Source organism: Salinivibrio sp. MA351, from assembly GCF_001996065.1.
GTDB lineage: Bacteria > Pseudomonadota > Gammaproteobacteria > Enterobacterales > Vibrionaceae > Salinivibrio > Salinivibrio costicola.
Genome location: NZ_MUFG01000004.1, coordinates 87,831 through 113,246 on the forward strand (window position 1 = coordinate 87,831; position 25,416 = coordinate 113,246).

At 49.9% G+C, this 25,416-nt stretch carries 25 protein-coding genes; 2 read left to right on the forward strand and 23 right to left on the reverse strand.

The window, feature by feature from the left end; all coding sequences use genetic code 11:
* Positions 1-56: 56 nt before the first annotated feature.
* Positions 57-1,520 carry an IMP dehydrogenase gene (gene guaB, locus BZG78_RS04110; protein WP_021022936.1) on the reverse strand — a complete coding sequence of 488 codons (1,464 nt, stop codon included), beginning with the start codon at positions 1,518-1,520 and terminating at the stop codon, positions 57-59.
* Between the two features lie 269 nt (positions 1,521-1,789).
* Between guaB and xseA the strand changes: the two genes are divergently transcribed.
* A complete protein-coding gene (gene xseA / locus BZG78_RS04115; RefSeq protein ID WP_077660478.1) occupies positions 1,790-3,145 on the forward strand; it encodes an exodeoxyribonuclease VII large subunit in 1,356 nt (451 codons plus the stop codon).
* A 400-nt stretch (positions 3,146-3,545) separates the two neighbouring features.
* Here xseA and der read toward each other — a convergent pair whose 3' ends face one another.
* The 19 genes from der to trmJ all read right to left on the reverse strand — a co-directional run bounded on the left by der (position 3,546) and on the right by trmJ (position 21,031).
* The gene (der, locus tag BZG78_RS04120; RefSeq protein WP_021022934.1) at positions 3,546-5,051 is read right to left on the reverse strand and encodes a ribosome biogenesis GTPase Der; all 1,506 of its coding nucleotides are present in this window, start codon (positions 5,049-5,051) and stop codon (positions 3,546-3,548) included.
* A gap of 93 nt (positions 5,052-5,144) precedes the next feature.
* Positions 5,145-6,302 (reverse strand): outer membrane protein assembly factor BamB, encoded by a 1,158-nt coding sequence (gene bamB / locus BZG78_RS04125; RefSeq protein WP_021022933.1) that lies wholly within the window; start codon positions 6,300-6,302, stop codon positions 5,145-5,147.
* A gap of 9 nt (positions 6,303-6,311) precedes the next feature.
* The gene (locus BZG78_RS04130) at positions 6,312-6,905 is read right to left on the reverse strand and encodes a YfgM family protein (RefSeq protein WP_021022932.1); all 594 of its coding nucleotides are present in this window, start codon (positions 6,903-6,905) and stop codon (positions 6,312-6,314) included.
* 12 nt (positions 6,906-6,917) lie between these two features.
* On the reverse strand, positions 6,918-8,186 hold the full coding sequence (gene hisS / locus BZG78_RS04135; protein WP_077460272.1) for a histidine--tRNA ligase: 1,269 nt from the start codon (positions 8,184-8,186) through the stop codon (positions 6,918-6,920).
* Between the two features lie 54 nt (positions 8,187-8,240).
* Positions 8,241-9,368: a flavodoxin-dependent (E)-4-hydroxy-3-methylbut-2-enyl-diphosphate synthase gene (ispG, locus tag BZG78_RS04140; protein ID WP_021022930.1), complete on the reverse strand. Its 1,128-nt coding sequence runs from the start codon at positions 9,366-9,368 to the stop codon at positions 8,241-8,243.
* 15 nt (positions 9,369-9,383) lie between these two features.
* A complete protein-coding gene (gene rodZ / locus BZG78_RS04145; RefSeq protein WP_077660453.1) occupies positions 9,384-10,376 on the reverse strand; it encodes a cytoskeleton protein RodZ in 993 nt (330 codons plus the stop codon).
* Positions 10,366-11,121, reverse strand: a complete 756-nt coding sequence (gene pilW, locus BZG78_RS04150; protein ID WP_021022928.1) for a type IV pilus biogenesis/stability protein PilW — start codon at positions 11,119-11,121, stop codon at positions 10,366-10,368. The genes rodZ and pilW overlap by 11 nt, the downstream gene beginning before the upstream one ends.
* Before the next feature lie 28 nt (positions 11,122-11,149).
* A complete protein-coding gene (locus BZG78_RS04155) occupies positions 11,150-12,271 on the reverse strand; it encodes a bifunctional tRNA (adenosine(37)-C2)-methyltransferase TrmG/ribosomal RNA large subunit methyltransferase RlmN (protein ID WP_021022927.1) in 1,122 nt (373 codons plus the stop codon).
* A 246-nt stretch (positions 12,272-12,517) separates the two neighbouring features.
* Entirely contained in the window at positions 12,518-12,946 is a 429-nt protein-coding gene (gene ndk / locus BZG78_RS04160; protein WP_021022926.1) for a nucleoside-diphosphate kinase, read from the reverse strand.
* Between the two features lie 150 nt (positions 12,947-13,096).
* Positions 13,097-14,398: an aminopeptidase PepB gene (gene pepB, locus BZG78_RS04165; RefSeq protein WP_077660454.1), complete on the reverse strand. Its 1,302-nt coding sequence runs from the start codon at positions 14,396-14,398 to the stop codon at positions 13,097-13,099.
* Positions 14,399-14,602: 204 nt separating this feature from the next.
* Positions 14,603-14,803, reverse strand: coding sequence for a Fe-S cluster assembly protein IscX (gene iscX / locus BZG78_RS04170; RefSeq protein ID WP_077460268.1), 201 nt, complete (start codon positions 14,801-14,803; stop codon positions 14,603-14,605).
* 29 nt (positions 14,804-14,832) lie between these two features.
* Positions 14,833-15,171, reverse strand: a complete 339-nt coding sequence (fdx, locus tag BZG78_RS04175; RefSeq protein ID WP_077460267.1) for an ISC system 2Fe-2S type ferredoxin — start codon at positions 15,169-15,171, stop codon at positions 14,833-14,835.
* Between the two features lie 2 nt (positions 15,172-15,173).
* Entirely contained in the window at positions 15,174-17,024 is a 1,851-nt protein-coding gene (gene hscA, locus BZG78_RS04180; RefSeq protein WP_077660455.1) for a Fe-S protein assembly chaperone HscA, read from the reverse strand.
* A gap of 45 nt (positions 17,025-17,069) precedes the next feature.
* Positions 17,070-17,582: a co-chaperone HscB gene (gene hscB, locus BZG78_RS04185; protein ID WP_077460265.1), complete on the reverse strand. Its 513-nt coding sequence runs from the start codon at positions 17,580-17,582 to the stop codon at positions 17,070-17,072.
* Positions 17,583-17,595: 13 nt separating this feature from the next.
* The gene (gene iscA / locus BZG78_RS04190) at positions 17,596-17,919 is read right to left on the reverse strand and encodes an iron-sulfur cluster assembly protein IscA (RefSeq protein WP_021022920.1); all 324 of its coding nucleotides are present in this window, start codon (positions 17,917-17,919) and stop codon (positions 17,596-17,598) included.
* Positions 17,920-17,940: 21 nt separating this feature from the next.
* Positions 17,941-18,324: a Fe-S cluster assembly scaffold IscU gene (gene iscU, locus BZG78_RS04195; RefSeq protein ID WP_025744586.1), complete on the reverse strand. Its 384-nt coding sequence runs from the start codon at positions 18,322-18,324 to the stop codon at positions 17,941-17,943.
* A gap of 53 nt (positions 18,325-18,377) precedes the next feature.
* A complete protein-coding gene (locus BZG78_RS04200; protein WP_021022918.1) occupies positions 18,378-19,592 on the reverse strand; it encodes an IscS subfamily cysteine desulfurase in 1,215 nt (404 codons plus the stop codon).
* Between the two features lie 30 nt (positions 19,593-19,622).
* Positions 19,623-20,144 (reverse strand): Fe-S cluster assembly transcriptional regulator IscR, encoded by a 522-nt coding sequence (iscR, locus tag BZG78_RS04205; RefSeq protein WP_021022917.1) that lies wholly within the window; start codon positions 20,142-20,144, stop codon positions 19,623-19,625.
* Positions 20,145-20,266: 122 nt separating this feature from the next.
* Entirely contained in the window at positions 20,267-21,031 is a 765-nt protein-coding gene (gene trmJ, locus BZG78_RS04210; RefSeq protein WP_021022916.1) for a tRNA (cytosine(32)/uridine(32)-2'-O)-methyltransferase TrmJ, read from the reverse strand.
* Positions 21,032-21,268: 237 nt separating this feature from the next.
* Between trmJ and suhB the strand changes: the two genes are divergently transcribed.
* Entirely contained in the window at positions 21,269-22,072 is an 804-nt protein-coding gene (gene suhB / locus BZG78_RS04215; protein WP_077660456.1) for an inositol-1-monophosphatase, read from the forward strand.
* A 145-nt stretch (positions 22,073-22,217) separates the two neighbouring features.
* On the opposite strand, the gene secF is transcribed toward suhB, so the two are convergent.
* The 3 genes from secF to yajC are packed head-to-tail and all read right to left on the reverse strand — an operon-like array spanning position 22,218 to position 25,388.
* The gene (gene secF, locus BZG78_RS04220) at positions 22,218-23,165 is read right to left on the reverse strand and encodes a protein translocase subunit SecF (RefSeq protein ID WP_077660457.1); all 948 of its coding nucleotides are present in this window, start codon (positions 23,163-23,165) and stop codon (positions 22,218-22,220) included.
* 12 nt (positions 23,166-23,177) lie between these two features.
* The gene (secD, locus tag BZG78_RS04225) at positions 23,178-25,031 is read right to left on the reverse strand and encodes a protein translocase subunit SecD (RefSeq protein WP_077660458.1); all 1,854 of its coding nucleotides are present in this window, start codon (positions 25,029-25,031) and stop codon (positions 23,178-23,180) included.
* A gap of 27 nt (positions 25,032-25,058) precedes the next feature.
* Positions 25,059-25,388, reverse strand: a complete 330-nt coding sequence (gene yajC, locus BZG78_RS04230) for a preprotein translocase subunit YajC (RefSeq protein WP_077660459.1) — start codon at positions 25,386-25,388, stop codon at positions 25,059-25,061.
* Positions 25,389-25,416 lie beyond the last annotated feature (28 nt).

The following is a 25,416-nucleotide window of genomic DNA, read 5'->3' on the forward strand; positions in this document are numbered from 1 at the left end:
AGTGGAACAAAGGGGAGCTGTGCTCCCCTCTCAAATGCATCGCGGTAGTGATGTCTTTAGCCGAGGCGATAGTTCGGCGCTTCTTTAGTAATGGTGACATCATGCGCGTGTGATTCTTTCATGCCCGCGCCGGTCACGCGAACAAACTGCGCGTTAGTGCGCATCTCTTCTATGGTAGCAGAGCCCGTTAAGCCCATGCTTGAACGCAACCCACCCATTTGTTGGTGGATGATCTCTTTCATCATGCCTTTGTAATCAACGCGCCCTTCTATGCCTTCAGGCACCAACTTATCGGCGGCGTTATCGCTTTGGAAGTAACGGTCAGATGAGCCTTTTGACATGGCGCCCACTGAGCCCATACCGCGATAAGATTTGTACGCGCGGCCTTGGTAAAGCTCGACTTCACCCGGAGATTCTTCGGTACCGGCGAGCATTGAGCCCACCATCACACAGGATGCGCCGGCAGCAATGGCTTTACACAAGTCACCCGAGAAACGAATACCGCCATCGGCAATTACCGGAATACCATACTCTTGCGCGACGGCAGCGGCATCACTGATCGCGGTAATTTGCGGCACACCCACGCCAGTGACGATACGCGTGGTACAAATAGAGCCTGGGCCAATACCGACTTTTACGGCATCCACACCCGCGTCAATCAAGGCACGTGCGCCCTCGGCAGTGGCAACGTTACCGCCCACAATTTGTAAGTGCGGGTACGAGGCTCTGGCATCACGAATACGTTGTAGGACGCCCTCAGAGTGGCCGTGTGATGAGTCAATAAGTAACACATCGATTCCCGCTTCCACCAAGGCCGCGATACGCTCTTCATTGCCCGCCCCTGCGCCGACGGCACCACCGACACGCAAACGACCTTGTTCGTCTTTACAGGCGTTAGGCTTGCTTTCCGCTTTCTGGAAATCTTTGGCGGTGATCATGCCGCTGAGGTGATGGTCTTGGTTGACGACCAGAATTTTTTCGACGCGATGCTGCTGCATCAACTGTTGCACTTGCTCACGCTCAGCGCCCTCACGCACGGTGGCGAGACGAGACTGAGGGGTCATCACATCTTCAACACGTTTGCTAAGATCTGAGACAAAACGCACGTCGCGTCCTGTAATAATGCCTACCAGCTCTTTTTGTTTATTCACCACTGGATAACCGGCAAAGCCATTGCGTTCGGTCAAGGCTTTGACATCGGCAATGGTCATCTCAGGCGTCACCGTAACCGGGTTAGACACCATGCCCGCTTCATAGATTTTCACCAAGCGCACTTGCTCGGCTTGCTGCTCGATGGTCATATTTTTATGGATAAAGCCAAGGCCGCCTTCTTGTGCCAATGCGATGGCCAAACGGGCTTCGGTCACTGTATCCATTGCTGCAGAGAGCACAGGGATGTTCAGGCTAATTGAACGGGTCAATTGGGTCCGCAGATCCGCATGGTTAGGGAGTACATTTGAGTGGGCAGGGACGAGGAGTACATCGTCAAAGGTTAACGCTTCTTTCGCGATTCTCAGCATTGCAATATCTCACACTAAAAGTTGTGAAGGGGAACAAAATATTGCCGCAGAATTATACGTGCAGCGCAAACGTTTGGCTATCGATTTTTACTAAGAATAGCGATTGATTGCCCAAGACAGATTTAGTCGGTTGATTTATCAACGGATACATTGTTCATTTTTTCGCAATCGATTGCTTCGATCGCCTGGCTATCGTCATGCTGAGTCAGTTGGCATCCCAGTATACGGCAGGTAGTATGCGATCAGGTTTATCAAAAGGATCAGCGATTGTGACCGCGAGTAATCAACATATTTTGTCCGTTTCCCGCCTCAATGCGGAGGTGCGTCTTTGCTTAGAAAAAAACATTGGCATTGTCTGGCTAACGGGCGAACTCTCCAATTTTACCGCGGCAACGTCTGGCCATTGGTATTTGTCACTCAAAGACAACCAAAGCCAAGTGAAGTGTGCCATGTTTCGTGGTAACAATCGTCGCGTGACCTTTAAACCCAAAAATGGGGATCAAGTCCTGGTGCGCGCGCGTGTGTCTATGTACGAGCCTCGAGGCGACTATCAGCTGATCTTAGAAAGCATGCAGCCCGAAGGCGATGGACGACTGCAGCAGGCGTTTGAGCAACGTAAACAAGCGTTAGCCGCAGAAGGGTTATTCGCACAAACCGCTAAGCAAGCTTTGCCCGACCAACCAAAGCGCGTTGGCATAATCACCTCCAAAACCGGCGCTGCCTTGCATGATATTCTGAATGTACTTAAAAGACGGGACCCTAGCCTGCCGGTGGTGATTTATCCGACCCTGGTGCAAGGGCAAGATGCGGCAGTATCGATAGCGCAAGCGATCGGGCGCGCCAATAGCCGTCATGAGTGTGACGTACTGATTGTTGGTCGTGGCGGTGGGTCACTCGAGGATTTATGGTGCTTTAATGAAGAAATCGTCGCCCGTACTATCGCCGCGAGTCAGATCCCCATCGTCAGTGCCGTAGGCCATGAAGTGGATGTGACCATTGCTGACTTTGTTGCCGATGTTCGCGCCCCCACCCCATCAGCTGCCGCAGAGCTTGTTAGCCGTGATCTGAGTTATCGCTTGCAGCAATATCAGCAGCGCGAGCAAGCGCTTAAAAACGCGATCGGCACGCTACTTTATCGCCAGCAACGGGCACTGACGCAGCACGAACACCGTTTGTCTCACCAACACCCCCGTCGTCGTCTGCAACAGCAAAGTCAGCATATTGATGAGCTGCAAAGGCGCATTCACCAAGGACTGACGAAACAGCTTTCACGATATAACCACCAGCTTAATGCCCTGGATAGCCGGTTACAACGCGTGACGCCTGAGCATCGTATTCATCAACATCAGGCTCAATTGGCACAGCACCATCAACGCCTCGTCCACGTGATGAACTCGCAATTGTCACACGCGCAGCAGCGACTTTTGACCTTGGTGGCGACCTTGGATGCCGTCAGTCCATTAGCGACGCTCTCTCGTGGCTATTCGATTAGCCGTGACAGTGATGGGCGAATTATTAATAACATCAATCAACTGCATGAAGGCGATATCCTGCGCACCCAGCTCAGTAACGGCGAGATCACCAGCGTGGTACAACAGCGTCATCCAAGTCAGTCGGCTGATTAAACTCTGTACAATACACATCTAACCGATCAGTAAGCGATCGAGCGATCTTGGGGTTAATTCCCCTTGATCAGCTTCCTACCCTGAAAAGAATATTTATCAATACACTTCCCGAAAGCATAAGTTACATGTTCTGCATTTGGATTTTTATCGATATAAAACACTAAAAAAGAGTGTTGTAAATTAAAGATCCAGCATAAATGAAATGAGAGTAGCGTGAAGGGGTGATGCAATTATCGCCGCTCAAAACCTGCCCAGTCACGCGATAAGCTAAGATCCACGACATCACAGACGACGTGGCTTTAATGTGATTATGATCACGAATGATAAATTCAAGATCCAGGTTTGGATCGTTAAAAGTAGGCGGGATCAAAAAAGCCCAGCATCAAGGCTGGGCTTTCGTTTACTTCTTATTGCGGTTTTTAACCATGTCCATCAAGCGTTTGCGTTGACGTGACTGAGATAACGTCAGCTTTTCTTTTTTACCCTCATACGGGTTTTCACTGTTCTGGAACTGAATCTTTATCGGTGTGCCCATAATGTCTAAGGTTCGACGATAATAATTCATCAGGTAGCGCTTATAGGAGTCTGGCAACTCACTCACCAAGTTACCATGGACGACCACAATGGGTGGGTTATATCCACCGGCGTGTGCATATTTTAGCTTCACTCGGCGGCCACGTATCATTGGAGGCTGATGGTCATCTTGCGCCATTTTCAAAATACGGGTTAGCATCGCGGTTCCGACACGTTTGGTCGCCGACTGATAGGCTTCTTGAATGGACTCAAACAAGTGACCGACACCGGTACCATGCAACGCAGAAATAAAGTGAACGCGTGCAAAGTCGACAAAACCAAGGCGACGATCCAGCTCGGATTTCACCCGCGTTTTAATCTCGCTATCTAAGCCATCCCACTTGTTAACCGCCAACACGATCGAACGGCCCGCATTCAAGGCAAACCCTAGCAAGCTCAAGTCTTGATCAGATATATTTTCTCGAGCATCAATCACTAGCAGCACGACGTTCGCGTCTTCGATAGCCTTAAGTGTTTGAATAACAGAAAATTTTTCAACTTTTTCACTAACATGTTTACGACGACGTATACCGGCCGTATCAATCATCACGTACTCGCGCCCATCGCGCTCCATCGGGATATAAATGGAGTCTCGTGTGGTCCCCGGCATATCGTAAACGACGACTCGTTCTTCACCGAGCATGCGATTGGTCAAGGTCGATTTACCCACATTGGGGCGACCTATAATACCAATTTTAATCGGCAGTGATTGAAGGTAGGCGTACTCATTTTCTGCCTGCTCTTCTGTGTTCACGGTCGGGTTGTCTTGATCATCGATGTCATCTTGCTCATCGGTCAGGTCAACCAGACCTGTCTCTTCCTGCGCTTGCTGTAGCGCTTGTTCGGCAAAGGGCGTTAGAGCACGATTAATCAATCCGCTGACCCCACGGCCGTGTGCGGCAGCAATTTGATACATGTTGTCCATGCCTAATTGCCAAAAGTCTGCGGTTGCGGTATCTGGGTCAATACCGTCTACTTTGTTGACGACCAAAAAGCTGGTTTTTTCGCGGACACGGATATGTTGAGCAATATCCCGATCAGCAGGTGTTAATCCTGCACGCCCGTCCACCATAAATAACACCACGTCGGCTTCTTCAATCGCAGCAAGCGATTGTTCGGCCATTTTGGTTTCTACACCCTCTTCTGTACCATCAATCCCGCCGGTGTCGATCACGATAAATTCGTGCTCATCCAGCAATGCCTTGCCGTATTTTCGATCCCTGGTCAGTCCCGGAAAATCCGCTACTAATGCATCGCGCGTGCGGGTAAGACGGTTAAAGAGCGTCGATTTTCCCACATTCGGGCGCCCTACTAGGGCTATAACAGGAATCATGTAGACCTCTTAATTTTCATTCTCTTATCAATAAACAAGGCTCCCAACTGTCTATACAGCCAGGAGCCTAAATATAAAACTGGGTGGCTGATACTAGTCGATAGCCAGCTTTCTCAATTGGCCATCGCGTGTTATCACGATATAGCCATTATCGGTTTGCACGGGCGCCACCGCAATACCCTCGCCTTCAAGCGATTGCTGGGCAACAAAATCCCCAGTTTCTGGATCGAGCCAATGCAAGTACCCTTGGCTATCTCCAACCACGAGATAACCATCGCTTGCCGCTGGCGCAGTTAATATGCGATACGCTAACTCACTGTTGCGCCATTTCTCTAAACCATTACGTGCATCTAATGCGACAATATTGTCTTTATCATCAATTAAATAAAGGCTATTACCCGCCGCAATAAAATCGTTGGCCGATGAAAAATCACGCTTCCATGCTGCTTTTCCCGAGCGTAAATCAATCGACACTAACTGCCCATTATAGCCCACGGCATACAAACGGTCGCCATCAATCACAGGGGTCGCATCCACATCAACAAGACGATCAATTTCGGTCGCCCCTTTGGGTGTCGAAATCGGAATTTGCCAAATAGAGCGACCTGTTTCGATCATCGCGGCGCCAAGACGACCATTCGCCATCCCCCAGAATACACCGCCTGACACGGTTACGGGGGCACTCTCGCCGCGCAAACTTAGATTAGGGACATCATTGGCGTTACTCCACTGAGGCTCACCGGATTCCGCATCAAGCGCAACCAACTCACCGCGGCTGGTATTAACGATCACCATACCAGCGTCGACCAAAGGCTTGGCCAGGATTTCACCGTTCACATTTTGCTGCCAAAGGCGCTCGCCTGTTTCAGCATCCAAGGCATACAGTTCGCCGGTTTCTCCGCCAACATACACCTTACCGTAGGACGCACTCAGCCCACCAGATAACAACGCTGGCGTCTCAGTTTGCACCGACTGCTGCCAAATACGCTCGCCACTTTCAAGATCAAACGCAGCCACTTCTCCCTGGCGGTCAGCGGCGAATACCTTATCGTACGCGACCGTCGGTTGAAGGGCCGAATAATATTGCCCGACACCATCACCGACTTGGGCTTGCCAAATCTGTGATGATGCAATTTTATCCGTTACAGTGGGTAATGGTGCCATTTGCACAACATCTTCTTCACCCGCACAACCGGTCAGTATCGCCAAAGTCGTGGCCACAGCGGCTATGCGCCATAATCCTTTTTTCATACCACGCCCTTATTGACTGAGGTTATCAAGCTTCATCGTGACGGTTGGACTCGCTCCTGCCTCAAGCGAGGCGGTATAGGCATCACGAGCGGCCTCACTGTCCCCTTGGCGAAGCAAAATATCACCGCGAATTTCCTGTACTTTGGCTGTCCAACTTGACGCGGTCACTTTATCCAGTTCACTCAGTGCCGCGTCATACTGACCCAGCTCCGCGTTCACACGCGCTAAACGCGTGGTTACCAACCCATAGAGCGCATCATCATTTACCGCTTGCTGGGCCGTTTGCAGCTGTTTACGTGCACTGTCTAGCTCTCCCTGTTCAACCTGTTTCTTTGCCAGGTTAAGTGCCGCCAGCGCTTGATAACCTTCATGCCCCTCGAGCTGGCTCAGTGCCGTGCCATCACCGCTCTCGATACTGTTCAAAGTTTGTTCGTATTGTTGAGAGGCTTGTTCCTTACTTTCGACCTGTTGCGACTGGAAATAACGCCAGCCATACAAGGCACCTAAACCGACAACAGCGCCGATTACAACCGCTTTCCCGTTATCTCGCCACCACTTTTTAATGGCTTCAACTTGCTGCTCTTCTGTGGTGTAGACGTCCACGATCTGTCCTCTCTAAATCAATGCTTTTAATGTCGCAGCGATCTGATCCTGCTTCAGAGTTTGTTGCTCGCCACCTTTTAAATCTTTTAGCGCTACCGTTTGATTAGCGACTTCGTCTTCGCCCAAAACCAATGCGACGGATGCGCCGACTTTGTCTGCACGTTTAAATTGCTTTTTAAAACTGCCACCACCAAAGTGCGACATAACGCGTAACCCCGGCACTTGCTCACGCAGGTTTTCGGCTAGTTTCATCCCAGCGGCTAAGGCGCCCTCGCCTGCCGTCACCATGTATACATCCACCACTGGGCGGATATCATCTTGGCTCAGGTTTTCGAGCATCAAGACTAAGCGCTCAAGGCCCATTGCAAACCCGACCGCCGGTGTTGCCTTACCACCGAGTTGTTCAACCAAACCATCGTAGCGGCCGCCGCCACACACCGTGCCCTGCGCGCCTAAGCTATCGGTAATCCACTCAAAGACCGTGCGGTTGTAATAATCAAGTCCACGTACTAGACGGTGATTCACTTGGTATTCGATACCTGCCGCGTCCAAGAGTTCACACAATCCAGCAAAATGTTGTTTTGACTCGTCATCCAGATAATCACTGAGCTTTGGCGCATCAACAAGAATCGCCTGGATATCCGCGTTTTTGGTATCTAATACACGTAGCGGATTGGTCTGCATGCGACGTTTACTGTCCTCATCCAACACCGATTCGTGCTGCATCAGAAAATCGACCAGTGCTTGGCGATAATCCGCACGCGCTTGCGGCGAACCAATGGAGTTAAGTTCTAAACGTACGTGCTCAGCAATCCCCAGCTCACGCCACATCCGGGCCGTCATCATGATCAATTCGGCATCAACGTCAGGGCCATTCAAGCCAAAGACTTCCACCCCAAATTGATGAAATTGACGATAGCGGCCTTTTTGTGGACGTTCATGACGGAACATTGGCCCGGTATACCACAAACGGTGTTCCTGGTTATAGAGCAAGCCGTTTTCGATCCCTGCGCGGACACAACCCGCCGTGCCTTCAGGTCGTAGCGTTAGGCTGTCACCGTTTCGATCATCAAAGGTGTACATTTCTTTTTCGACAACGTCGGTCACTTCACCAATCGCACGGCTAAACAGATGTGTTGCTTCGACGATAGGCATACGTACTTCACTGTAGCCATAGGCACTGACGACCTGTTTAATCGTATTTTCGAGCTTCTGCCACAAAGGAGATTGAGAAGGGAGGCAGTCATTCATGCCTCGGATTGCTTGAATTGTTTTAGCCACGTTAACTTCCGTTACCGATATCATATATAAAAGGGGAAAAGGCAGCCTGATGGCTTAGCCTTCTTGATCGATTTGAGACACCTTGATGCGGTTGCGCTCATCCATCATCGCCGCTTTGGCGCGGATTTTTGCTTCTAACTCATCCACCAAGTTGTCATTGGTAAAGCGCTCTTTTTGACGTTTGCCGTCGAGATAATAAGCACTGCGCTTGTTGCCACCAGCAAGGCCAAGATGTGACGCTTCGGCTTCGCCTGGGCCATTGACAACGCAACCAATGATTGAAACGTCCATTGGCGTCAGAATATCTTCTACGCGCTGTTCAAGCGCATTCACGGTGCCGATAACGTCAAATTCCTGACGAGAGCAGCTTGGACAGGCGATAAAATTCACCCCGCGTGAGCGAATTCGGAGGGATTTAAGAATATCAAACCCAACTTTAATTTCTTCAACAGGATCGGCCGCTAACGACACACGCAACGTATCGCCAATACCTTCAGCGAGTAACATGCCTAGCCCAACCGATGATTTTACCGCCCCTGCGCGCGCACCACCTGCTTCGGTGATCCCGAGGTGAAGAGGTTGCTCAATCTGTTGTGCTAATTTGCGGTAGGATTCCACCGCTAAAAAAACGTCTGATGCTTTCACACTGACTTTAAATTGGTCGAAGTTGAGTCGATCGAGAATATCAACATGACGCATCGCGGATTCTACCAGCGCGTCTGGCGTTGGCTCACCGTATTTTTCCTGGAGATCACGTTCTAGCGAGCCACCGTTAACACCAATTCGAATCGGGATATTTTTATCGCGAGCAGCATCGACCACCGCACGGATGCGCTCTTCTTTACCGATATTCCCAGGGTTGATCCGCAAACAATCGACACCGTATTCAGCGACTTTAAGCGCGATACGATAGTCAAAGTGAATATCTGCCACTAGCGGGATCGACGTTTGCGCTTTAATTGTTTTGAAGGCTTCAGCGGCATCCATAGTGGGGACTGACACGCGAACAATGTCTGCACCCACATTTTCGAGCGCTTTTATTTGCGCCACGGTCGCCTCAACATCCGTGGTGCGCGTATTGGTCATTGATTGCACTGCAATGGGCGCACCATCACCAATCGGCACATTGCCCACATTGATACGTTTGGACGGACGACGTTTAATCGGATTTTCGTTGTGCATATTGACGTTCTCTGATTACTGCGGAAGGCGCAACCGAGCCACTTGCCCGGTTGGGTAGCCATCAAGATCAATATTGTCGCCATTAAAGGTAATGTTCACCACACTTGGCGCCCCAAGTACCAATTGGTACGGCGTTTCGCCAGTTAAGGTAATTTGCTCACCTTCAGCTTTTATTCCTGTCGCCAAGCGTTCGCCATTGGCATCACGCACATCAATCCAGCAATCGCCAGTAAAGGTCATGACCAAGCGGTTTTCGTTGGCGCTTGCGGTTGTTTTTGCTGCCGGATCCGTCACTGACGCTTGTGCTGTTTCCTGACGACTTGCTGCGTCAGTCGTTTGCGCTCCCATTTGTGTCTTAGCGGCTGATGTCTCATCAGAGGTAGACACAGGATTCGATTGCCCCTCGTCACTGGCTTTGGCCGCGAATTCTACCGGCTGCGGCGCATCGACAGCTTTAGCAGGCTCAGTGTCGAGTTCATCGGTGGTCGGTTGGGGCTCGGCGGCAATCACAGCACTGTCTTGGTCAGAAGGGGTCGTCACTAACTCATCGGCTTGTTCGCTATCCAGCTGCGTGGGTAACGATGTCATGGCTTGTTGATTTTGCCAATACCACACGCCAGTAATACCCACCGCAATAGCAATGATCACCCAAGACAACCACATCAAACGGCTTTCACTCCTTTGCCGTCGTGTCTTGCGCGAAAAGCTTTGCATTTTCTGAACCGTTGCCGCACTGCTTGCTTCCATATTGCTGTCACCGAGAAGCTGGTCGGCGTCGATTTGCATTAACTTGGCATAGGATCGCAAATAGCCACGTGTAAACGTGGCCAGTTGACCCATATCTGGATTATTGCTTTCGAGGTCCTCGATGACACTGACGCGCAATCGCAGTCGGTCAGCCACATCGCGAACACTCCAGCCCATTTTTTCTCGCGCTTGCTTTAATACTTCCCCGGGCGCAGGTTGCGTATCTTTTTGCGCGTGTTCTTCCGTCTGTTCAGTATTCATTCGCTAAGTACAATTGATATTCTTTGGATTCTGGAAACTGGTGCGCCAATCGCTGAGCATCATGGGCAGCTCGCTCCGTGTTGCCTTGTTGCTGATAAGCTTTGACCAACAATAATAATCCGCTGGGATGGGCACCAACGCGTTTATGGAGTCGTTTGATACGCGTAATGGCACCTGCCTCTTGCCCTCGTTCTATCTCTAACTTGGCAAGTTGTAATCCTGCGCGGACATTCAGCGGGTCATGCTCAGTCGCTTTTTCCAACAAGGCCTTCGCGCTCTTGGTTTCGCCCGCTTTTAGCTGGCAGAACGCGGCATTTTCATAACTGTCTGACACGCGATGATAATACGGTTGTGCGACGGCTTGCAAAAATGCCTCTTTTGCCTCAGCAAAACGCTGTTGTTCGCACAAAAACACACCGTAGTTATTATACACATCGCCTTTTTTAGACGCTTGCGATAACGCTTTTTGATATAAACGGTCCGCTTGGTCGGTTTCACCGACACGTTGTTGATAATACGCCATAGACAGCGAGGTACGATAGTAATTAGGCGCATATTGGTGTGCTTGCTGCAAGTTTTGCTGCGCTTGTTGATAGCGATCACTGTTTAAGTAACCTAACCCCAACGAAATTCGTGCCTCGGCCGCTTGAATCTTATCAAACTTAGCGTCGTTTTGCTGTGAAACTGGCGAGGCACAACCTGCCAACGTGATAATCAACACCCATACCCAGCCAGTTTTTACCATGTTCTTCCCTTATAAAGACCTATAATGCTTAGACGGGTCGAACAGGGATCACCTCCTGCGCACCCAGTCGCTTTTCGGCGCGTTTTGTCCGGTCGACAATGTCTCCGGCTAATTGGCCACACGCCGCATCAATATCATCGCCGCGCGTTTTACGCACCGTGACCGTAAAATCGTATTCCATTAAGGTTTTCATAAACCTATCAATACGAGAGTTACTTGGTTTATTGAATGGCGATCCAGGATACGGGTTAAATGGGATCAGGTTAATCTTCGCCGGTGTATCTTTTAACAGCTCTGCGAGTTGGCGCGCATGCTCCATGTAGTCATTCACATGATCGAGCAAAATATATTCAACCGTGACACGACCACGGTTGGCATTCGAGGTTTCAATATAACGATGCACCACATCTAAGAAAGCGTCGATATCCCAGCGATCGTTAATCGGCATAATTTGGCTACGCAGTTCATCATTCGGCGCGTGCAGTGAAATCGCTAGCGCAACATCAATTTTACCAATCATCTGCTCCAAGCCAGACACCACACCGGAAGTCGATACCGTGACACGACGCTTCGACAAGCCATAGGCATTATCATCGAGCATCAGGTTGAGTGATGGCAGCAGGTTTTTCATGTTCAGCAACGGCTCGCCCATCCCCATCATCACCACATTGGTAATAGGACGGCGTCCGGTTTCTTTTTCGATACCAATTTCTTTTGCGGCACGCCAAACCTGGCCAATAATTTCAGAAACCCGCAAATTACGGTTAAAACCCTGCGCACCGGTCGAGCAAAATTTGCAGTCGAGCGCACAACCAACCTGAGAGGAAACACACAATGTCGCCCGGTCATCTTCAGGGATATACACGGTTTCCACATCTTGACCGCCCACTCGCATCGCCCATTTAATGGTGCCATCTTTTGAGTAATGCGCTTCACTCACCTCAGGGGCTTTAACCTCGGCGACAAGCTTGAGTTTTTCACGTAACTTCTTGTTGATGTTGTTCATTTCATCGAAGTCATCGCAACCAAAATGATACATCCACTTCATGACTTGGTCAGCGCGGAAGGCTTTTTCACCGAGTTCATCGGCGAAATAGGCACGCAATCCTTGCCTGTCAAAATCAAGCAGATTAACTTTCTCTGTCGTCATTGGGGTTGCCTCGTAAAAACTAGCTATATGGTAAGACACGGGTATTGGCCTGGCGTTCTCGAGTGAATACACCTTGAATCTAGTCAAGATCCCTGTTCGGAACGCGCTTAAGGCGCGAAATTGTACAGGCTTTAGATCACACTTTCCACTCTCTATGAGCGTGGTTATTCAGGTAAGAGGCAGGAGAAGAACAAAACAAAAAAGAGGCTCGCGCCTCTTTATAAACCTTTTATATCCGTCTTTGCGTTAACAACGAGGATGAATCTCATCCGCGGTGAAAAAATACGCAATTTCACGTTCAGCCGAGCCTGGGCTATCCGAGCCATGTACGGAGTTATATTGCATACTTTCCGCGTAGTCAGCGCGCAATGTCCCGCAAGCCGCTTCTTCAGGGTTAGTTTTGCCCATCAACTCACGATAACGGTTAATGGCACCCTCGCCTTCCAACACCTGCACCATAATCGGTCCAGAGGTCATAAACTCGACTAAGGACGCAAAGAAAGGTTTACCTTGGTGCTCAGCATAAAACCCCTCAGCCTGTTCTTTGCTAAGGTGTAACATTTTCGCTGCCACGATGCGTAAGCCAGCACTTTCGATACGCTGATAAAGCGTACCAATCAAGTTACGCTCTACGGCATCAGGTTTGACGATAGAAAAAGTGCGTTCAATGGTCATTCGCTTGTCCTTTTACTGTCTAAATCAGGCTCACTAGGAGCAACAACGCGCTTACCCTAGCAAACTTTATTGTCTGCCCCTATCACCAATGCGGTGAAGCGTTAACTCACACAAAAAATTCGTTAACACCTCACCGATTAATTGATTAGGTTATTTGGCTTCATCCAATAACACACGCGCCAAGGTTTTCACGCCCATCCCGGTGGCACCGACCGCCCATTTGTCACTGGCGGCTTTACGATAAGTCCCCGAACAGTCGATGTGCATCCAGCCTTTTTGGTAATCTTCGACAAAATACGATAAAAACGCGGCGGCCGTGCTCGCACCTGGCATGTACGCGCCTGTAGATACGTTGGCAATATCAGCAAATGAAGAAGGCAGTAACTTACGATGGAATTCAGCCACAGGGAGAGACCACATTCCTTCACCCTCTTGCTGTGCCGCCTCAAGGGTACGATGGGCGAGCTTATCATCAAAGCTAAACAATGCGTGATAATCGTTACCCAATGCGGCTTTTGCTGAGCCCGTCAGGGTGGCGCAATCAATTAAGAGTTCAGGCTTTTGCTCACTGGCATACATTAAGCCATCCGCGAGCACCAAGCGTCCTTCGGCATCGGTATTCAATACTTCAACCGTCACGCCGTTTTTGTAAGTGATAATATCACCTAGCTTGTAGGCACTGCTTGAGATCATGTTCTCTGCACAGCAAAGCACTAATTTCACGCGCTTATTTAAGCCCTTCGCCACTGCCATCGCCAATGCGCCTGTCGCGGTTGCCGAGCCACCCATATCGGCTTTCATGGTGGTCATAAAATCTGAGCCTTTGATGCTATAGCCGCCCGAATCAAAGGTGATCCCTTTTCCGACTAAGCATGCATAAACCGGTGCATCCGGATCGCCGGTCGGGTTGTAGTCCAATTGCAACATGGTCGGTTTACGGGCAGAGCCTCGTCCAACGGTATAGATGCCGTGCCAGCCTTTTTCTAACAGATCCGTGCCTGAAATAATCTTGTAAGTGACATGCTCCGGCTCCGGTGCCATCGATTTTACAAATTCCCCTGCGCGGGCCACCAACTGATGCGGACCGACTTCTTCTGCCGGTTGGTTGATAATATCGCGCACCCAGTCACCAACAGTTTGCCGAAGTTCGAACTCCTTGGTGTCTGTGTCATTTAAGACCGCTTGCGCAAAAGCCACTTTATTTTTAGGACCGCGAAGCCCTTGGTAAAAGGCCCACACTAATTCAAGATCCCAATGCTCGCCGGTCAGCGTCAGTGCAGGGACACCTTGCCCCTCGAGTTTACGCGCGGCTTGTTGCACCTTATCTCGTTGATTGGTGTCGCTCGGTGCATGGATAAACGCTTTATCGGCGTCAAAAGAGACCAGCGCATTATCGCCCCATTGCGCGGCTGCCGGCTGATGCGACAGGGTTACTTTTAATGTTTCTGACATTTTGTACTCCTTGTACTGTCGCGCTGTTTTTTACTGTACAGCGTGTTTGACTGGGCAGCGTACGTTGAGTACATGGCACCCAGTGGAATAAAAAAAAGCGAACCGATGGGCCCGCTTTTGGTAATAAATCTATTTGGCCGTCGATACTGTGCCGAGCCGGTGACAATAACACAAGTATTATCAATCACTCACGAGAGCTAGCCCTCAGTCTTGCTCATCCATCCAGCACATAATGATCGCTTCCAAAATCCGTTCATTCGAGCGCTCAGGATCATCGTCAAAGTCATCCAGTTCAGTGATCCATTGATGCAAGTCGGTAAAACGTACTGTTTTAGGATCGACATCTGGGTAAGCGTCACACAGCTCAATCGCAATATCGAGTGAATCCGTCCATTTTAAACTCATTTTGCTTCTCCGTCCGTTACAGCATTAGATTAATGATTTTCCGCTGCATGGTTTAGGGTGTAGCGTGGAATTTCGACCACCAGATCTTCATCGGTAATTTTCGCCTGACAGCCCAAGCGGGACTCTGGCTCAAGTCCCCATGCTTTATCGAGCATGTCATCTTCAAGCTCATCACTTTCGTCGAGCGAGTCAAAGCCTTCGCGAACCACAATGTGACAGGTAGTACACGCGCAAGACTTTTCACACGCGTGCTCGATGCCAATGCCATTTTTTAGCGCCACATCGAGGACGGTCTCCCCTTCTTTCCCTTCCAGTTCCGCACCTTCTGGGCATAACTCGTGGTGCGGCAGAACAATAATCTTAGGCATGATTACACCTCATCAATGGATTGACCGGCCAACGCATTACGAATCGATTTGTCCATACGACGTGCCGCAAAGGTCTGGCTGGCTTTATCTAGTGCTTTGATTCCCGCTTCAATGGCAGCGCCATCATCGCCGTTACGCAGCGCGATCAATGTTTCAATTTCGTTCACGAGCGCTTGTTGCTCATTATGATCGAGCAAGGTGTCACCGTCTTGTTGCATGGCGACCAGTAGGCCTTCGATCACCCGATCGGCTTCAACGCGTTGCTCCGCCAAATAGCGGGCATCTTTGTCTTCTTCCGCATGGGTAAATGATGATTTGATCATGTTGGCGATTTCGTCATCATTGAGCCCGTAAGACGGTTTAACCTGGATCGACGAGGCCACACCAGTCGACTTTTCCATGGCCGACACAGACAGCAAACCGTCGGCATCCACTTGGTAGGTTACGCGGACATGGGCTGCCCCCGCGGTCATCGGTGGAATGCCTTTTAAGGAGAAACGCGCCAACGAGCGGCAATCATCCACCATTTCACGTTCACCTTGTACCACGTGCACTTTCATGCCGGTTTGACCGTCTTTAAACGTGGTGAACTCTTGGGCTTTCGCCACAGGAATGGTGGTATTGCGTGGAATGATTTTTTCTACCAGGCCGCCCATGGTTTCAATGCCGAGCGAAAGCGGGATCACGTCCAACAACAACATGTCAGAGTCAGGCTTATTGCCGACCAAAATATCCGCTTGTGTTGCGGCACCTATCGCGACCACTTTATCTGGGTCGATACTGGTTAACGGTTCACGACCAAAGAAGTCGCCGACTTGATGGCGAACGGCCGGTACCCGGGTTGACCCGCCGACCATCACGACTTCTAGGATTTCATCGGCACTGACGCCGGCGTCTTTAAGCGCACGACGGCACGACATCAAGGTCTTTTTAACCAAAGGGGCGACCAAGGCATCAAAGGTGTCACGTGTCAGCGTACCTTGCCAACCGAGTACGTCAATGTCGGTACTAGCGGAGGAAGACAATGCGATTTTAGCCTGTGTCGCTGCGTGGAGCACCGTACGGCGCTCATCACCACTGAGGGTTTCAAACCCGGCTTGCTCACAGATCCATTGCTCGAGCAGGTGGTCAAAATCATCCCCACCTAGTGCTGAATCGCCCCCGGTGGCCATGACTTCAAACACGCCTTGGGAGAGACGGAGAATCGATATATCGAAGGTCCCGCCCCCGAGATCATACACAGCAATCACGCCCTCTTGGCCCGAGTCGAGCCCGTAAGCAATGGCCGCTGCGGTTGGCTCATTGAGTAAACGGAGTACATTCAGGCCCACGAGTGTCGCAGCATCTTTGGTGCCTGCTCGCTGCGCATCATCAAAATAAGCTGGAACAGTGATCACCACGCCTTCAAGCGCATCACCCAAGCTGACTTCTGCACGTTCACGTACCGCCCGCAAAATATCGGACGAGCCTTGAACTGGGTTGATCGCACCACGTCGTGTCTCGACTTGTGGCAGGCCATTTTCAGTTTGTGAAAACCGATAAGGAAGTTGCGGATAACGTGTCTGGACGTCATCCAAAGAGCGCCCCATCATGCGCTTGACCGATACCAGGGTGTTGGCACTATCCGTTTGCACATGAGGAAGGGCATCATAACCCACTGAAATGGCATCACCACCATAGTGAACCACCGACGGGATCAGTGATCGATCGTGTTCATCGTTCAAGGTGGTTGCGACACCGCTTCGTACCGTGGCAACCAAAGTGTTGGTCGTACCCAAATCGATGCCGACTGCATGCTTGTGTTCATGCGGCGCGGCACTTTGACCGGGCTCTGAAATCTGTAACAGTGCCATGTCTAATCCTTAAACTTTACTGCGTTGACAGGCGAATAGTGCCGATCAGCTCATCAGCTGATCTTCGACGCGCTCCACTTCGGAGCAAAGCTTCTCTGCAAACTTAAGCTTGCGCACAATCACTGCCGCCTCTTGCCATTGAGAAGCAGCGAGTGCCTGCTTAACCTCTTTGATCAAGGCATCATAAAGCGCTTGTGCTTTTGCGCCAAAATCAAATAACGCAGCATCGTCTTGGCTATCAGTGATCGACTCCAGTTCTTCACGCAGTGTCATTTGCTGCATTAAGAACTCAGGATCCTGCATCGTTTGCTGTTCGTCTTTTATATCAATGCTTTGTAACGTCAGCATATATTCAGCGCGTCGAACGGGATCTTTCAACGTCTGAAACGCATCGTTAATTTGCGAGGCTTTCTGCACCGCCTGAAGACGCGTTTTATCGTCTTGGCTAGCAACGTTATCTGGGTGATACTGGCGTTGCAGTTCCCGAAACGTTGAAGAAAGCGAGCTACCGTCCAGCTCAAACTGATACGGTAGCCCGAAGAGTTCAAAATGATTCATGTTCTCTCACGTATTACACGTTGAAGCTTTCGCCACAACCACATTCGCTACTGACGTTAGGGTTGTTGAACTGAAAACCTTCATTTAGGCCTTCTTTGACAAAATCTAACTCTGTCCCTTCGAGATAGAGCAAGCTCTTGCCATCGACGATTACCTTGACGTCATCGTATTCGAATACCTGATCACCTTCTTGAAGCTCATCAGCAAATTCAATGACATAGGCCATGCCAGAACATCCTGACGTCCGTACGCCAAGACGCAAGCCAATGCCCTTTCCACGGTTGTCTAGAAACGCTCTTACGCGATCTGATGCCGCTTGTGTCATGGTAATAGCCATAGTATCAACAACCCCTTCGTTTTACTGCTGGTGTTTTTTCTTGTAGTCGCTAACTGCTGCTTTAATGGCGTCTTCCGCTAAGATAGAGCAGTGGACTTTAACCGGTGGCAGCTCAAGCTCTTCCGCAATCTCAGAGTTTTTGATTGCAGCGGCATCGTCAATCGAACGGCCTTTTACCCATTCGGTGACCAACGAGCTCGATGCGATCGCTGACCCGCAGCCATAGGTTTTAAATTTAGCGTCTTCGATGATGCCTTCGTCATTCACCTTGATTTGTAGCTTCATGACGTCGCCACATGCAGGGGCACCGACCATGCCGTTACCGACGGATGGATCGCCTTTTTCAAACGAGCCAACGTTACGTGGGTTTTCGTAGTGGTCAATTACTTTTTCGCTGTAAGCCATAATTGCTTCCTCAATATGATTGCTCACTGTTGCCAGTTGGCGCGTTTTTCGTATTAGTGGTGCGCCCATTCAACGGTACTTAAATCAATACCGTCTTTGTACATGTCCCAAAGTGGTGACATTTCTCGCAGCTTGTTCACGGCCTCACGGACTTTTTCAATCGCGTAATCCACTTCTTCTTCAGTAGTAAAACGACCAAATGAAAAACGTAGTGAGCTGTGTGCTAGCTCATCGTCGCGTCCTAGCGCACGAAGAACATAAGAAGGCTCAAGGCTTGCTGATGTACACGCCGACCCAGACGATACCGCCAGATCTTTTAGCGCCATCAACAAAGACTCACCTTCAACAAAGGCAAAGCTCACGTTCAAGTTGTGTGGAACGCGCTGCTCCAAATCACCATTAACGTAAACTTCTTCTAAATCTTTGACGCCGTCATAAAAGCGATTACGTAACGCAAGTGCATGTTCAAAATCTTTTTCACGCTCTTCTTTAGCGATACGGAAGGCTTCACCCATACCCACAATTTGGTGGGTCGGTAAGGTGCCTGAGCGCATACCACGCTCGTGACCACCACCGTGCATTTGCGCCTCAATACGCACCCGTGGCTTACGGCGAACATACAAAGCGCCGATGCCTTTTGGTCCGTAAGCTTTGTGCGCGCTGAAAGAAATCAGATCAATTTTCATTTCTTTCACATCTAAAGGCACTTTGCCCACAGATTGTGCAGCATCCACATGGAACATAATTTTGCGCTCGCGGCATAATTCGCCGATAGCCGAAATGTCCTGAATCACGCCAATTTCGTTATTCACGTGCATGATAGAGACCAAGATGGTGTCATCACGCATCGCCGCTTCTAGCTTTTTCAGATCAACTAAGCCGTTTTCTTCTAGGTCGAGGTAGGTGACTTCAAAGCCTTCTCGCTCTAGCTGCCGGCATGGATCAAGTACCGCTTTGTGCTCGGTCTTGCAGGTAATGATGTGCTTGCCTTTTTTCGAGTAGAAATTGGCAATGCCTTTAATGGCTAAGTTGTCTGATTCCGTCGCGCCAGAGGTGAACACGATCTCACGCGGATCGGCATTGCAATAGTCGGCAATGTTTTCGCGTGCGGTATCAACGGCTTCTTCTGCTTGCCAACCAAAACGGTGCGAGCGAGAGGCTGGGTTACCGAAGACCCCGTCCATGGTCAGATGCTGACTCATTTTTTCAGCAACGCGCGGATCAACCGGACACGTGGCTGAATAATCAAAATATATGGGCAATTTCATGTTTTTCTCCAATTACACCGACATTGGTCATCAGGAGCGAACGTTCACGCCTATGGTGGCGCTATCTTGTTTGACCTTCGAGCTAAACGTGTTTCTTGGCGCCAATGAGGCGTCCAGTTTAGCATCCTGACGATCTGCTACTTGCTTCACTTCGTTATCATGCATCAGCTCACCGAGCGTGATGTCGTTTAGAAAACCGCTAATACGGGCACTTAAGTCGTGCCACAAGGTGTGTGTCAAACAACGGGTTCCGCCTTGGCAATCTGCTTTACCTTGGCATTTTGTCGCATCAACCGATTCGTCAACCGCGGCAATCACCGCGCCAACGGCAATCTCGTTGGCTGCTATCCCGAGACGATAACCACCGCCTGGACCACGAACACTGCTGACCAGTCCCGACTTACGGAGCCGTGAAAAAAGTTGCTCAAGATAAGACAAGGAAATGCCTTGACGCTCAGAGATGTCCGCCAGGGGCACAGGGCCCTGCTCGGCATGAAGCGCCACGTCGAGCATGGCGGTAACCGCATAACGGCCTTTCGAAGTCAATCTCATAACACGCTACCTGTGGTGAATAGATGCTAAAATGGTTACATACCCGAGTATTTTGGTCAAGTATTTACCTGAGTATTTTTGTCAAGTTTTCACCAAGGTGTACGACGCCTCATTTGAAAGGATCAACGTGGGGAGTGATTATCGGTATTTTGCTCGCTCGATGCCGCCTGTTTGGTCACCTTTTCCACCGAAGACAGCACGCCTCGTAAAATATTGAGCTCCTGACTCTCTAAGCGCGCGCGATTAAATAAGCGACGTAGTTTTGTCATGACCATGCCAGGGTGCTGAGTACGGATAAACCCTGTTTTAGTAAGAACCGTTTCGAGGTGCGTATAAAAACGCGCCAAATCTTGGTTCAGCGGATAGTCTTGTTCAAGGGTTGGTCCTTGATAGGCTTGACTGTCCAACCAGGCGACACGCATTTCATAACACAGCGTTTGCACAGCCATGGCCAAATTCAAAGAGCTGTAGTCTGGATTGGATGGAATCGAAACATGATAGTGACATGTTTGCAGCTCTTCATTGGTTAAGCCAGTTCGCTCTCGGCCAAAAACGATGGCAACCGGATGTGTTGCGGCTTCTTGAATGGCTTTTTGGCCGCACGCTCGCGCATCCAGCATCGGCCATTCTAATGTTCGGCTTCTTGCGCTGGTACCTATTACTAGGCCACAATCGGCCACCGCTTCTTCAAGCGTATTCACCACTCTCGCGTTATTGGCAATATCACTGGCCCCTGCGGCTAAGGCAATGGCTTGACCGTCCACTTCACAGCCAGGCGCCACTAATGTCATGTTGGTCAGTCCCATGACTTTCATCGCTCGGGCGGCTGAGCCAATGTTTCCGGAGTGGGACGTGCCTACTAATACAACGCGAATTTGATCTAGCATGATGTTGTTTTCGTCTCTTGCTCTGTCCATCTTGGATGGGATGGGCAGCGGTCTGTCAGATCTGCGCAGTTTATCACAGTGCAATCGATAATACTTCTCATCTAAGCCTGCGGCTGGCGTCATATTTAGCAGAGAGCACGCGCTTATTGACGGTTAAAAAATACCCACTTTCCTTTTGCTCTGGCTCTGTTATACTCCGCCCCGCTTTCGTTCTTTAACATCCGTTGGGAAAACCGTATGCATCCGATGCTAAACATCGCCGTCCGTGCTGCACGGAAGGCTGGCGATTTTATCGCTAAATCTGCAGAAAACAAAGACAACATCGAAACCGCACAAAAAGGCACTAATGACTTCGTCACTAATGTCGACAAAGCGGCGGAACAAATCATTATCGATATTATTAAAAAGTCATATCCGGACCACACCATCGTTGGCGAAGAGTCAGGCGTGGCGGAAGGCAAAGATAGCGATTATCAATGGATCATCGACCCACTGGATGGCACCACTAACTTCATTAACGACTTCCCGCATTTCTGCGTTTCCATTGCTGTGCGCATTAAAGGCCGTACAGAAATTGGTTGCGTTTACGATCCTATCCGCAATGAGCTATTTACCGCTCAACGTGGTTCTGGCGCACAACTCAATAACAAGCGTATCCGTACTGGCAGCGCCAAAGAGCTTGACGGCACCCTCTTAGCGACCGGCTTCCCGTTTAAAGCTAAACAGCACGCTGAAGGCTTTATCGCCGTTGTTGGGGCGTTGTTTGTCGATTGTGCTGACTTCCGTCGTACTGGATCGGCAGCGCTCGATCTTTGCTACGTTGCCGCGGGCCGTGTTGACGGCTTCTTTGAACTGGGCCTTAAGCCTTGGGATCTGGCTGCGGGTGAGTTAATTGCGCGCGAAGCGGGTGCCATTTGCACTGACTTTAACGGCGGTACCGACTATATGCGCTCTGGCAATATTGTCAGCGGTGGCGCACGTGTGGTGAAAGGTATGCTCGCCAAAGTGCGCGAACACGCGCCTGAGTCGATGAAAAAATAAAGACACCGATAAGATATTAATAAAAAGCGGCGCTCAATGAGCGCCGCTTTTTTATGCCTGAATTTTATGCCTGAAGATGACGCCTTGTAAACAATTCGCCACTTGGTCACTGCATAGCCCCACTCTAAGCGCAGGGCAAGCATGATTAAGGCATCGCGTCGAACTCTTCCCCTTCTTTTTCCACTTCAGGGATCAAGAGGTGCTCGCGCGCAATACCGAGTTTCAAGGCCAGCGCCGAAGCGACATAAATCGATGAGTATGTCCCGACGGTAATACCAATCAACAGTGCCATGGCAAACCCATGGATCATCGACCCACCCAAGGTAAAGAGCGAAATCACCACAAACAAGGTAGTGCCTGAAGTAATGGTTGTCCGACTTAGGGTTTGTGAAACAGACGCATTGATGATTTCGTCTGACTCACCTTTACGAAGTTTGCGGAAGTTCTCACGAATACGGTCAAACACCACAATGGTATCGTTAAGCGAGTAGCCCACGACTGTCAGCAAAGCAGCGACGATAGTGAGATCCACCTCCACGTCGAACAGAGAGAAAATCCCCAGCGTAATAATCACATCGTGAGCCAGCGCCATGACGGCACCGGAAGCTAGACGCCATTCGAAACGGAACGAGACATAGATCAGGATACAAACCAATGCAATGATGATTGCCAAGCCACCCGCTTCGGTCAGCTCGTCCCCGACATTGGGGCCGACAAACTCGATGCGGCGCATCTCGACGTTAGCACCGGTACCGGCTTTGATGGCATTCAGTACTTCATTACCGAGGTTTTCACCTTCCATGTCATCACGTGGACGCAGCCGAACCATCACGTCCGTGGCGCTACCAAAGTTTTGCACCACCGCATCGCCAAAGCCTTCAGCGGATAACGAATCACGGATTAGGGCAAGATCAGCCGGTTGTTCAAAACCGACTTCAATCAAGGTACCGCCGGTAAAATCGAGCCCCCAATTCAACCATTTGGTTGATAAGGTGACCACAGAGGCCGCAATCATGAAGATCGAGAACACGAAGGCCACTTTAGACCAACGCATAAAGTTGATCGACATGTCCGGTTTAAATATTTGAAACATGCTTGGGCTCCCTTAAATCGACAGTTTTTCGACGCGCTTGCCGCCATACACAAGATTTACCAGTGCACGCGTTCCCACGATAGCGGTAAACATGGAGGTCAAAATACCAATCGATAGTGTCACCGCGAAGCCTTTAATTGCGCCAGTACCCACAGCAAACAAGATAATCGCCGTAATCAGCGTGGTAATGTTAGCATCGGCAATGGTACTAAAGGCGTTGGAATAACCCCGATCAATCGCATGTTGTGGACTACGCCCTTCGTGCAGCTCTTCTCGAATACGTTCAAAAATAAGCACGTTAGCATCCACCGCCATCCCCACGGTTAAGACAATACCGGCAATGCCCGGTAGCGTCATGGTGGCGCCCGGAATAAGCGACATAATCCCAATAATCAAGATGATATTCGCGAACAAAGCACAGTTAGCAAACAAGCCGAAGCGGCGGTAATACACCAGTGTAAACAGCATGACTGCAACGAGGCCCCATAAACAGGCTTGTATACCCATATTGATGTTTTGCTGCCCCATGGATGGACCTATGGTGCGTTCTTCAACAATCGAAATGGGCGCAATCAACGCACCGGCACGTAGCAATAACGCAAGGTTGTGAGCTTCAGCTGCTGAGTCGATCCCGGTAATTCGGAAGTCACGGCCTAATGCCGATTGAATGGTCGCTTGGTTAATCACTTCTTCGTGTTTTTCCAAGATCACTTTGCCATTTTCGTCACGCTCACCACTGTCTTTGTACTCAGCAAACACCGTTGCCATCAGCTCGCCAATGTTACGCTTACTGAAGTCAGACATTTTGTCACCGCCCTCGCTGTCGAGCGAGATATTTACCTGTGGGCGACTGTACTCATCACGTGATGAACTGGCGTCTGTGATGTGTGAACCGGTTAAGATGACCCGCTTTTTCAATACTGCAGGACGCCCGTCACGCGAGCTCATTAGCTCACTACCGGGCGGAACACGCCCTGCCATCGCTGCAGATAAATCGGCATCTTGGTCGACTTCACGAAATTCCAAGGTCGCGGTCGCGCCGAGAATTTCTTTTGCTCGGGCCGTATCTTGCACACCTGGCAACTCAACCACGATGCGACTCGCACCTTGACGTTGGACCAAAGGCTCTGCGACCCCGAGCTCATTGACACGATTACGCAAAATAGTGATGTTTTGCGCCACCGCGTAGTTACGGATTTCTTTTAATCGCTCTTCTTTGTACACCGCGGTTAAGGTGCCGTCGTCTTCATCAATCGAGAAGTTCATATCCCGATAATTGTTCGACAGTAGCTCGAGCGCTTTATTGGTGTCTTCTGCGTTACGCAAGTTAACCATTACGCGCGTGTTATCTTCGACACGTAAACCACGATAGCGAATGCGCGCTTCACGTAAATCGGTACGAAAGCTGTCTTCTTGCTGGGTAATCAACTTTTCTAGCGCAGCGTCCATGTCCACTTCCATTAAGAAGTGTACCCCGCCACGTAAATCGAGTCCCAATTTCATTGGTGTTGCGCCAAGGGCGTCCAACCAAGAAGGGGTCGCTGGCGCCAGGTTTAATGCGACCACATAGTTATTGCTATCGAAGCGAGACATCAACGCATCACGAGCACTGATTTGCGATTCAGTGTCTTTAAAGCGGGCTAAGACAGTGCCGTCTTCGAGCGCGATAGATTGATAGGAGAGATCGTTGGATTCGAGGGTTTGTTTGATGGAGTCCAGCGCAGTCATATCTACCGAGGCGCCACGCGCCCCGGAAATTTGTACTGCTGGATCTTCACCGTATAAATTGGGAAGCGCATACACGATGCCAGTAATCAAGATTACCAGCAACATGATGTACTTCCACAAAGGATAACGGTTTAGCACAGCATGCATCCTTTATGGTTGCGAGAATTAGAGAGACTGGATAGTACCTTTGGGCAGTACTGCCGTCACGAAGTCTTTTTTAATGGTCACTTCGTTATTGTCGTTAAGAGCAATAACAATAAAGTCATTGTCTTCAGCAATTTGGATGATTTTACCCACCAAACCACCACCGGTCAGTACTTCGTCTCCTTTGCTCATGGATGCCATTAGGTTTTTATGCTCTTTAACACGCTTAGATTGCGGGCGATAAATCATAAAATAGAAAATAACCGCAAAGAGACCAAGCATAATAAAAAGCTGCATACCGCCACCTTGTGGGCCGGCTTCAGCCGCTGCGTGAGCTTGTGAGATAAACATTCAATCACGTCCTCGTTTTAGTTGTTGA